Below are 10,667 nucleotides of genomic sequence, written 5' to 3' on the forward strand. Positions count from 1 at the left end.
TCATCCACTGCGCCTCCGCGCCAGCTTGCTGCTGGCGGTACTCGTCTTTGCCACGCCCGCCTGGAGCGCCGATCCTGTCCACAAGGAAAACGTCGAATTGACGGCAGGCAAAACTGCCAGCCGATGGCGAGTACACGGTGCAGGTGTATTTGATGCGCAACGCGGCGCGCAGGAATGCGGTGGCCAGCTACAGCCTGGAGATGGGCTTGCGCGATTAGGCAAAAAAGTGGCCAAGGCGGTCGATGCGGGCCGCATAACAGCCCCGCTTGGCATTGTGGACATGAATATAACTGACGTCCGCATGACCGAATAGTTGTGCAATGACAGCCTCCACGGCGATACCGTCCACTACCTCCGCATCGAGCATCATGCCATCGGCAGCATAGGCGCGCAGCGACAAAAGACGCCGCCGCATCGATTCCGGTACTTGATTGATGGCATCGTACACTTGCGTAGCGCCCTCGCGCACAAAAATGGCGTGGGAAGCCCGGTAGGGCGTCATGGCGGGCTGGCAGACATGGTTCAACAACAGCACGGTCTCGCCCAGTTCGGCATCCACCAGCGTTATACGGTCAGGAAATCCGGGATGTTGGTCGACCACACAGCGTCGCATGCCAAGCGCCGTTAACTCGGCATCGGATAAGCAAAAAAGGGGCAGAAAAGGCTCGGGCGACAGCCCCGTAATGCGAAAATTCATGCTGTTCTCCGGTGTCGTCAAAAGCACCATCAGACCAGCATCGGGACAGCGCCGCCATCCGTTTCTTGCTGTGGAATGGGACGATGTGCCGTGGATTGCCGTCCACAGCCCGTGCCGACAAAAAAAGCCTGCTTCACGAATGAAACAGGCTTTTTATCCACAGTGCCTGACGGCAAGCGTCAGAACGGCAAATTTAGAACGGTTATGAGAACTATTTTTTGTAACTAGCGCAACTAAGCAAGTGATGGCTTAGTTTCAGCGCCAATTGCAGTTTCATCTGTAAATAAACACCCCTTAAACCGCGTTCTTATTTACAGTCTGGACGGTCGTCGAACGATGCCGGTAGCCCTTCGGTCGGGAATGCGGGACGGCGCCCGCCGTGTCGCATCACACACCTAATCTCGGGACTGGTTTTCATCTTCGAACCCGGGCGGTGGTTCCCCGCGTTCGGCGCGATGCTTGGTGAGCACACGCCGGAAAGTTGCCTCCATCTCTTTGGCCCGCTCCACTTCGCGTTCGTACTCGGCTAATGAAGCGGGCCGCCGGCCGAACTGGTCTTGAAAGTGATATGGGCCATCTTTGAATCGAACAATAGTGTGGCCAACCTGCTTGCGAACCTTGTGCTTCGGCGGAAGCAAGAACTTGCCCAACTGGTGCCATGCGGTCGTCCTGAGGTGACGCTCTGGGAACAGGTCATCTTCTGTTCGGCCCGCAATGTAACGGTGAGCTCGTGCCTTGACGATGTAATTGACTTCGTGGACTTGCTGCTCCGTGAGCGTCCGTGTTCGAATACACTCGTCGTATCGTACCATCGGAGTACCCGGGTCAAAGTACCTGGAATTGGTGCGAGGCTTGCGCGCCTTCCGCGGCCCAGGCGAGTTCGCAAATTCGGCATGGGTCAGGATGTAGAGCCGCTCGCGGTCGAACGGAAATATGGTCTGCGTTCCTTGCCAGTGTAGGTGAGGGTCCTGGCCTGGTGGAATGTCGGGGTTACCCGGGAAGACATACCGATTGAAGAGGGTAACAGGATGGTCCGAAAAGATGAATCCACCGGACCCTTTCGGTGCTCGAACAATTTCCAGGCACCCCTCGGCCCACATAATGCAGTGCATACGGCGCAACTCCTGCATCGCGACCATGAGGTCCAATTGAGTCCGTTTCCGCGTAAACTCCTGCACAAAGCGCAGCCCCTTAGGCGTTCGCAATCGGAGAGCGTCCATGAATTCATAAACGTACCAATACGTCTCGTGAACGGTATCATAGTCCTCGGCTAGCCATGCATCGATTGCCCGCTTGCCCATGGTATCAATGGTTCCGAATAACTGCCTTTCGATGACATCGTCAGTACGGCCCAGCCATCGAATAGTGTAGAGGTCCTTCTCCCAGAAAAATGCGTCGGGTCCCTTATCCAAAATGCTGCGCCCTTGCCCTCGCACCTTGCCACTGGCGTCTTTGAACACTTCTGGGCGCATATCGAGAATCTTGAAGCTGGTCTGCCCAGAAGCCAAAAAGCCCCGCTGGTACCAGATGGGAACAAAGTGGTGCCTATAGGATTGTTGTGTCATCTGAACGCTTGGCTGGCATGAACCAGAAGTTAGCAAATTTTTATTGTTATACCTGCGCCTCCGCCAAGCGTCAAGGTTCAGGTAGAGCGCGATGCTCCTTGTTCTGCCCTTTGCCAAGCGAGCACTTCCGCGTGACTTTTAGCGGTGTCGGGTAATGTTCGAATAGCAAGCCCCGCAACCTACAGTGTAGACTGCATGCAAAACACCTCACACGGGACGAGCATGGCATCTGAATACCTGAGCTACGTGAAACAAGACCAAGAGCTCTATCGCGTCGTCGAACAGGTGCTGCCAGGTTTGGAGACTCTTAACGCCCAACAAGTAGAAACCTTCATTTTTTATTTGAAGTCCCTCCATGGTTACAACCCGACCAGCGAGAACCACGTAGCCTACTACGACCGCTTCAGCGACCAACTTGATAAGCTCCGTAATAGCGAATCTCAAAAGGCATTGCAAACCAAGGCCGCACGGTTGATGTTGATGGCGATGGTCGCCGGCGGTGTCGGCGGAATCGTTCTTGCAGTGGGGGCGGTGATTATGCTGGGGGGCGCTGCAGGTTGGGGTACGACACTTATCATCGCAGCCTTGGGACTCTTCGTGCTGGCCGAAGTCCGATTCGGCAAGCCTGCCCTGGAAACCGCAAAGGAACAAGACCGGCGGTACTTCTTGGAATCGCTCCGCTCGGCGCGCGCCTGCAATGAATTAGATTGGGCAGGTCTGTTCAGCCGCAACGGTGTTACCCACCCAGGACCACAAAGCGACGCCGATATCGAACAAACCGGAACACGAATAGCAGAATTGACCCACCAACTTCGCACTGCACTCTATAACGATGAGTATATGCAGTATTCGCGTCCCACGGAACGATAGTCAAAACCGCGGGATATAGTCCAAAACCCACACTGCTTACATGGCGCGAGCACGGCATCAGGTACCGCAGCCGTCGGGCCGCAGACTGCCCCATGGGCGCTGTGGTCTACATGGGTCCTGCGGCCCATACCCCGCTAAATTGGCCCCAGGCCTACTGGCCGAGTCCTTGGCGGGCGCGCTCCTTACGCTGCTGTAGTGGCGGGGGAGGCGAGACACCGTCTCCCTTATTTTTTACACTGTCGCTTCTTCGAACGCGAACTGCACTCTGTAAGTCACCAGCTTCAGTCCAGGAATGGCCCTCGCCGCCCAGCGCACCGGCGCCGCAAACCCACTTGCGACCAACATGGCCCGTGGCGGCTTGCCCTCTTTATCTGCGTACCACCCAATGTACCTGGCGATTTGGCCGATAGTTGAGTCCTTCGCTTCGCCTGCTTTCAGCTCGATGATTACCGTGCGCCCCTCGGCGTCCCGCGCGAGTAAGTCGAGTCGACCGACGTCGCTGGACTCTTGGCGGGACACCAGCGTCAGGCCTGGCTCCAGGACGTCAAGGTGGCTGACGATTTGGTCTTCCAGGTCCCGTTCGAGGCTCAGGCTGCTTTCAACGTACTCAGTCAGCTCCTGCTGCGTCGATTCGTCCACAACCGATGTCGCCAGTTCGCTTGTTTCTAGTGCGGCTTCATTGGTGAAGACGACAAACCCGTTTTTTAAGTTCGGGGAGGCTCGTAGGCCTGCATCTAACCAGTATCTAGCATGTGGCTGACTCGCTGGGTTATTTGCCCACCACGCGTGGTATTGACGTGCTGACGCAGGTAGGCCGCCGATAACCACTTTGTCCAGCGCGTCAAATGACAGAATGAACTGAGCATTGGGGTTTGCAAGCAGGTGCTGCGTGAGCTGGGCGTAGCGTGACATTTGGGCCTCTTTTTTTATATAAAAGTTTCAACCTGCGACTAGCTTACATACCTGGCCCAAGAGCTGACAACAACAAAGTAGTACCTCATCACAGCCGGCCAGCGGCTAAGTCAGCCGCTTCCATCTGACCATCGGCCAAGCGCACTAACGCCTTTCGTTTTGCCGCGTCCAGACCAACCTGCCACGAGCCACAAGCGAGGCTGTAGTCAGTTTCTATAACTCGCAGATAGATGCTCCATCGCTGCTTTGATTCTGGGTGGAGAGTGATTTTGAATCCCTCAAATTCCGCAACCCAAGCACCGTTCGCTTGTTGCGTCCACTCCACCTGATTCAACTTGCTGTACTGCAGCCTTTGCTGATTCACGAGCATCCGGATGATGACAAGCATTTCTCCGCTGACCTTCGTGTCGCCCGCCTCCATACGCTGAATCCCCCGCATGATGGCGACACCACTACGGTAGTCGCCCAGTCGAATCAGCCTCGAGGCCAGCTCGGTGGGCTTTTCGTCCAGTTCTTCCAGCAGCTTCTTAAACTGTTTAGTTCGCTCCTCAGACGTGAGGCTGAAAATGCTATTGTCATCCTTGCTCTCAATTTGTTCGTCGGTCATTTGGAACCTCCTTTTTGTCGTTCAATTATGCGTCATAATGACGCGACAGTAAATGACATTTTTCGAAGATGTGTGAACTACTGGCTATACCGCCACGCGCGCGGTCTCAACAAGGCGCTGTACCAACGGCTGCTGGCCGGTCTGTGGCTATCGGAAAAACAGAATGTGCTGCTGACCGGCCCGACCGGCATAGGCAAGACTTGGCTAGCCTGCGCGCTGGCGCACCAGGCTTGCCGCATGGACCGAAGTGCCTAATTTACGTGCGTCTGCCACGCCTGCTCGACGAGTTCAGCATTGGCCGCGCCGACGGGCGCTACATGAAGTTGCTCAAGCAGTTGGCCCGAATAGGCGTGCTCCTTATCGATGACTGGGGGCTGGCGGTGCTCGACGACGCCCATCGGCGCGACCTGTTAGAACTGCTCGACGACCGCCACGGCAGTCGCTCGACCATTGTCACCAGTCAGCTTCCGATTGAGCATTGGCACGCCGCCATCGGCGACGGTATCATGGTGGCCGATGCTCTTCTTTCTCCGCGCCGACTGTCAACTACGCCGGAAAGGGTTTGCCTTCTTTCGCTTGGGCGGCGCCATTTGATAACGTGTCGGGTCGAAGGCAGTCCTCTGGCTCAACAACTCCTCACCATCGATACGTTCCGCTAGACTTTCAATGTCGCCGATAGAAACGCCAAGCGTTGCGAAATGTGCCTGCCAATTATTCACAACTTTAATAACAGCTGCGACTTCGAGCGCGGCTTGAGGGGGAGTCAATCCAAAGGCCTCACATTGCGACATCGCATTTTCCAGCGTGGAGTCACGACCATCTTTGCCGCACGAAAATTCCTGATAACCCTGCCCCGAATTGGTAGGCAGTACGTCATAGGCAGGCGCAAGCTGCAAGCGTTCGTTAGCGAACGGATTTGGAACCAGCAGCGCGTGGTTTTTCTCATGGTCATCGGTGTTATCGACCAGTATATTAAAAACCATTCTACGAAAGAGCTCGAACGCATCCTTCTGGTTGGTTTCGTCGGTCGTATCACCAATTCTGCGGAGAATACGCGCCAGTTCGGGATACCCCATCTCAGGCTCTTCACCTTCTGCCGTCGCTGCGCGGATGGCTGTGCCGGCAGAAATACTATGCACCCGAAATTTCCCCCGTCGGTCGAAGCGTCGAACTGCAATTGCGTTTTCGCCCGCCAGACTAATGACCTGCGTCTCCGCAACTTTGATGTTCGCACACTTGGCCAGCGTCATGGTTGCGTGCTCGATAAGCGGCGAATCTACAGGCTCGTTGTTAAAGAATTTGATGACCCATTGTTCGCCGTTGATGCCGATGAGCGCCTTGGGCTTGGCACCCCCAAGCGGGCTACCGCCTCCCGCAATAATTCGCGTTTCTATCTCGCTCAGGGGTTCCGAAGCCTCAATTTTGGCTACAACCTCGCTCAGCTGTTGCGCCTGTTCGAGCCTTGGTAATGGTCCACCGTACCTTGGGGTATAAATTTCTGAAGACGTCGAAACCCCGAGTGCGCCAAATCTGTCATCGCCTGCATAATACAAGTACTCCATCAGCGAAAGACGTCTTGGCTTGTCGACAAAACGAATGACTTTTTCGCCCCACCGGTCTGGGCGCGCATCATCAACAGCCCCTACAGCGCGTTGCGTATCAGCATTTAAACGGCTAGGCGGCAAATATTCAATGTCGACCAAAGGCAGGTCTTCACTCAGCGCGAACCCATTTTCGCGCCATGCATCACCGTAACGTAGCGACACCCCTTTACCTGTCGAAATGAGCCTCAACTCCCCGACGTAGCGTGGTTCGGCAGGGTCACCGAGATACCACAGGTACAAGTTCTCTAAGCGCATCCTATACCTTCAGTTTGGCTGCGCGCTCCGAAGCGCGTAGGCGGGTTTCTTCAGAAGCCCTTGCACGTGTGCGTCCCAGCTCAACAGCCTCCCGCACGTCCATTTCCAGGGCGCCTTGGTCGTGTTCAGGTGCTGCCAGATGTCTTAGCTGTCCATCGCGTTTAATGAGCCAGAGGGCGGTCGCGACAATCCCAAGGCCAATAGACGGGTCTCCCGCTTCAAGTCGTTGAAGGGTTGCCACGGTGACCCCCATACGCTGCGCCCAAGAGCGCAAGGATTCCTTTCGCCTCAGGCGGGCGACAGCTAAGTCGGCACCTAATTTTTCAATGGCACCAATGGTGGTGGGTGGGAGCTGGGTGAGTGCGCGGGCAGTTTTTGGCATATCTATAGAATATAACAGAAAGGGCTTTTTTGTCTACATCTATAATCACAAATAGGCCGTTAGACACAGGTAGTTAGCTGCAACTGCTCCTATTTTCCGCCGCCTCTCGGAAGCCCCACGGCGCCGAGCAGTTGTGCAACCCACTGGTAAAAACATGATTCGGTTCGTACCCCGAGAGGTTCCAAGCGCGTGGTCAATTCCGAACTGCTCGCCACAGCCGTCCCGCCACACGAAGTCGCGGTTTCGGGTTAGAAAACAATATTCAAGTCATAAGGATGTACGAAAAGGGAGCCCAGTCTCCACTGCCTTTACGTTTGCGGCTTCAAGTTCACAAAAAGGGGGCTACGTCCGCCATGCAGAACTCGCACTTGGACCTCACGTTCGCGCCACGGTTCGTGTGACCATGCTTCGCCCTCACGCGCAGCTTTTTTAAGGAAGCCCAACTGCGTCTCAAACTTCCGTTGCCGTGAATTGGCTGATGGAGGATAAAAATCTGCGTAGTTTGGCGCCGGCTTTGTCAGTCGTTCGAGGAAATTGTCGATGATATCCATTGTGGTATCGGGGCATTCGGGGTGTCGCAACAGTCCATTGACGAGATGCCGAAGGAACTCTGCAATGACGCCAAAAGTCAGCGGTTGTGCCGAGAGCTCTTCAATGAAAGCTAAGGCGACGCTTAGCGCCGTCTCGAACTCCGTATGAGGATGAGCCAGGTGCTGGGTGTATTTAACTAACCCGAACTGTAGCCAGCTGTCGCCTTGCATACTGAGCAAGAGCAGGTCATAGCTGTTTAATGCTGTGAACGCTCGATGAGCCATGAATAGTCTGGCGGCCGACATGGCATACTGGTCCTTTGAAATTACGCCACTTCTTTCCGCCTGCATGAGCACTGCTTGTGTCCATACGCCCTGAATATTTACCGCGGCCGCCCAGCTGCGCAGGTGTCCGTCTAAAGTAACAAGCACTGCTTCTTTTTCTGACGCCAGCATGAGTGTCGAATACTCTTCCGCAGAGGTCAAATCTTTTAACTCAAGCAGAAGCTCTGGCGGATTCTCTGGGCCATATGCTGGTTGAACCTCGCAGTACTGCTCTATTGAGGCTATGATTGCTTTGAGCCGGGCTACTTCCCGCTCATGAGTCGCTTCGGTATGTGCTATGAAGCCGAGCTTACCGTCCTCTTCAAACGCCTGTCCAACCGAGCGATTGTGCTTGGCGGCCTCAAGCATCCCGTAGATGTTGTCTCGAGCAATTTCCGAGATGTAGAGAGTAGGAAAAATAGCTAACGCTGCGGTGCATTCGAGGAAGACGAACTCAGCCAATGTAGAGCTATCGATGACAAAAGGGTGGGCCAAGTCCTCGACGAGGCTGACCGCCGCAATCCGCTCAGGCAGGGTGCCGACACAGCATACTAGAGCTGGGCCTCTCGGTGGCCAAAACTTAAGGAGTTCTATCGGATTTTTGCCCAGCAATTTCCCCAAGAACCCTAGGGAAATCGAATGCGTTTCATACTGATGCATTGCGGCTTGGCCGTGAGCACTCGAACGCTGAAGTTGGACCAGCATTTCGCTAAAGTCCGCCTTACCGTCTGGGCCCGTGGGCACTGACACCGACATGATATTCGAGGCCGGTGTAATTGAGTTCGTAACCGCTAAGTATGCGCAATCGTGTAGCCGACGGTACGCAGACGAGATTGAGGTAACGATAAAAATTCGAGTTTGTCCAAATGGCCCATTAACTTCAACCTGTGTTCCCACCTTAGCGCCGATGAAACGGGCAGCCTCGTCACTAGATGCAGACTTGAATTCATGAGTCTCGGGCAGCAACGGCAACTCTGCAGGGTCTATCGTTAATGTGTGGCTATTGCCTTTGTCATCTTGCAAACCTAATGATGTCCCTGGCGAGACAATATCGAGGTGCTCTTCCATATTTGGCAGACGTGGACTGACTCCCACGATGTTCAGCACAAGTGCAGAGGCGCTTTCCACATTTTCGAGGTTCTGCCGCCGCATTTGGTACATGCGGCGCATCCCATTCGTCTCAAGGCCGTAGCGAAGTTCCAGACCCGCCAACTGGGAAACTTGATGAATTGACCCTTTCAAGTCCATTGGAGCTGTCGCAAGGAAAGCCTGAAGGTCGGAGACGGACTTTTTTCTTACATCGACCATGAACTTGAAGAGCCAACTTGAAATGTGGTGAGGCTCTTTTTTGTATTGAGTATCTGCCAGAGACGTCAGCATCCGCCAGTCACTGGCGAGCTGGCCAAGCTCGATTGCTAGGGAGCGGGTGTCGTCGTCATCAATCCACTCCTTAGGGAAAGTCTCCAACAGCTGTTTGGCTTTTCGTGTCGAACCAACTTTAAGATAACAGCACAGAAGCCTATTATGCAGTTCGCTGTGCTGCCCTTTCGGGAGGAAACTCACGTAGTGAGGAATTGCCTCCGAAAAACGCTTCATGTCAAAGTAGAGTTCAGCAAGAATCAGCTCTCCGTCCTGAAGGCCAGTAACATTTTGAATGGCCTTGGCGCACGCAATCAGCCTGTCCGCAGCATCTTTTTCATCCGTCCTCGCCAGAATCCGAGCGCCGGCGGCGACCAAATGAAGATTGTTCGACATCTCCAATCCAGCATTTTTAACTTCATCGATAATCTCAGCCTTCCGGGTAGAGCGCAGGTAACTCATCCAGCGGATAGCACGGAGAACGTCGGACACCCATGGGTCAAATGGCGTCAGAGTATCCCCAGCCTGGACGCACAAGTCAACCAGGGCGAGGTCCGCTAGATTGCCGGCTTCCTGCGCAAGGCGCACCAAGCCCTCACCGTTAAGCTTACTTACATTCGAATTTCCAAACCGTAGGAGTTCCTCACTCTTGCCTAACTTGTCGAGGGCATCGAGCTCCACTCGAAGAAGACCGGGCGCATCGATACCGTAAGCTTTTGCTTCCTGAGCGATTTTTAGAGCTTCTTCTGGCACGTTTGACAATAGGTAGGCACACCCCAAATGCGTCGCAGTTGAGGCCACTGTTTCGGGTGCCTGAACGTCCCATAACCTTTCAATTCGAGGATTGAAAGCCTCCGTTACCTCCTTCAACGCAGATTTAAGTTCCTCTGAGAGCAAGCCGTAGAAGCAAAGTACGCCGCCCTCCATAACCGATTGGATTACAATCGCAAGCGACGCATGCCTCGTGAAAAATCCAGCTGAATCGATACGTATTGCCTGGAGGGCTAGACTGATGGCGTCTTTATCGAGGCCACGAAAGTGTTTGCTCCATGCCATTATTTGAAGAACGTCGGCCTCATTGCGCATGTCGACCGGGACTTCACGAAATTCAAAGTGTTCCCCACAAACCATTTTGGCGTTAGCCGAGGCGAGCCAGACGTGCAGTGACTCGGGAAACCGCCGTAACGCGCCTTCACTTGCCGCAAGAGCCTCATCGTTCCGCTTCAGTAACATGAGGCCGCGAATACGCGCGGCCACCATTTTGTCGTCGTCGCATGAGAGGTCGGCGGCACGAATGAAATCAGCCGCCGCATCCTGCTCATCTCCAAGGTGCCAAGTGCAGACACCTCGCTGCTGATACCAACGTGCTTTCTGATGCTCATCAAACGGCCCGAGGTCCTTGCCAATCGCCCGCAAATCTTCACGCGCATCTAGGTGTTGGCGCCGACCTAAAATTGACCCACCGCGCCGATCCAAATTTGACCCAGGGCGGGGTGCTGCATTCTTGAGTTGCAGCTGTGGATAAGTGTACCAAATAGCGAAGTGGAATTCGTGGAGGGCGA

9 protein-coding genes are annotated in these 10,667 nt (G+C 54.6%); 3 read left to right on the forward strand and 6 right to left on the reverse strand.

Annotated elements, in window-relative coordinates; all coding sequences use genetic code 11:
* Window positions 1–214 precede the first annotated feature (214 nt).
* Together CSZ94_RS17085 and CSZ94_RS17090 are read right to left on the reverse strand one after the other, a co-directional pair.
* Window positions 215–697 (reverse strand): DUF1203 domain-containing protein, encoded by a 483-nt coding sequence (locus CSZ94_RS17085; protein ID WP_102122617.1) that lies wholly within the window; start codon window positions 695–697, stop codon window positions 215–217.
* Between the two features lie 395 nt (window positions 698–1,092).
* Entirely contained in the window at window positions 1,093–2,262 is a 1,170-nt protein-coding gene (locus CSZ94_RS17090; RefSeq protein ID WP_102122609.1) for a DUF4238 domain-containing protein, read from the reverse strand.
* A 195-nt stretch (window positions 2,263–2,457) separates the two neighbouring features.
* On the opposite strand from CSZ94_RS17090, the gene CSZ94_RS17095 reads away from it, so the two are divergent.
* Entirely contained in the window at window positions 2,458–3,132 is a 675-nt protein-coding gene (locus CSZ94_RS17095; protein WP_146009821.1) for a hypothetical protein, read from the forward strand.
* 231 nt (window positions 3,133–3,363) lie between these two features.
* Here the strand turns inward: CSZ94_RS17095 and CSZ94_RS17100 are convergent, their stop codons facing one another.
* Both CSZ94_RS17100 and CSZ94_RS17105 read right to left on the reverse strand, forming a co-directional pair.
* Window positions 3,364–4,044, reverse strand: a complete 681-nt coding sequence (locus CSZ94_RS17100; protein WP_102122611.1) for an endonuclease NucS domain-containing protein — start codon at window positions 4,042–4,044, stop codon at window positions 3,364–3,366.
* Window positions 4,045–4,132: 88 nt separating this feature from the next.
* A complete protein-coding gene (locus CSZ94_RS17105; RefSeq protein WP_102122612.1) occupies window positions 4,133–4,651 on the reverse strand; it encodes a hypothetical protein in 519 nt (172 codons plus the stop codon).
* 72 nt (window positions 4,652–4,723) lie between these two features.
* Here CSZ94_RS17105 and CSZ94_RS29200 point away from each other — a divergent pair, with 72 nt between their 5' ends.
* The gene (locus tag CSZ94_RS29200) at window positions 4,724–4,906 is read left to right on the forward strand and encodes an ATP-binding protein (RefSeq protein ID WP_308410572.1); all 183 of its coding nucleotides are present in this window, start codon (window positions 4,724–4,726) and stop codon (window positions 4,904–4,906) included.
* 5 nt (window positions 4,907–4,911) lie between these two features.
* Window positions 4,912–5,310 (forward strand): ATP-binding protein, encoded by a 399-nt coding sequence (locus tag CSZ94_RS29300; RefSeq protein WP_374703587.1) that lies wholly within the window; start codon window positions 4,912–4,914, stop codon window positions 5,308–5,310.
* Here CSZ94_RS29300 and CSZ94_RS17115 read toward each other — a convergent pair.
* Window positions 5,194–6,510 carry a type II toxin-antitoxin system HipA family toxin gene (locus CSZ94_RS17115; RefSeq protein ID WP_102122613.1) on the reverse strand — a complete coding sequence of 439 codons (1,317 nt, stop codon included), beginning with the start codon at window positions 6,508–6,510 and terminating at the stop codon, window positions 5,194–5,196. The two genes, CSZ94_RS29300 and CSZ94_RS17115, sit on opposite strands and share 117 nt — an antisense overlap.
* Window positions 6,511–7,200: 690 nt before the next feature.
* Window positions 7,201–10,581 (reverse strand): PIN domain-containing protein, encoded by a 3,381-nt coding sequence (locus tag CSZ94_RS28045; protein WP_219726016.1) that lies wholly within the window; start codon window positions 10,579–10,581, stop codon window positions 7,201–7,203.
* Window positions 10,582–10,667 lie beyond the last annotated feature (86 nt).

Origin of the sequence: Janthinobacterium sp. ROICE36 (assembly GCF_002869965.1) — a bacterium.
Classification (GTDB): domain Bacteria; phylum Pseudomonadota; class Gammaproteobacteria; order Burkholderiales; family Burkholderiaceae_D; genus Janthinobacterium.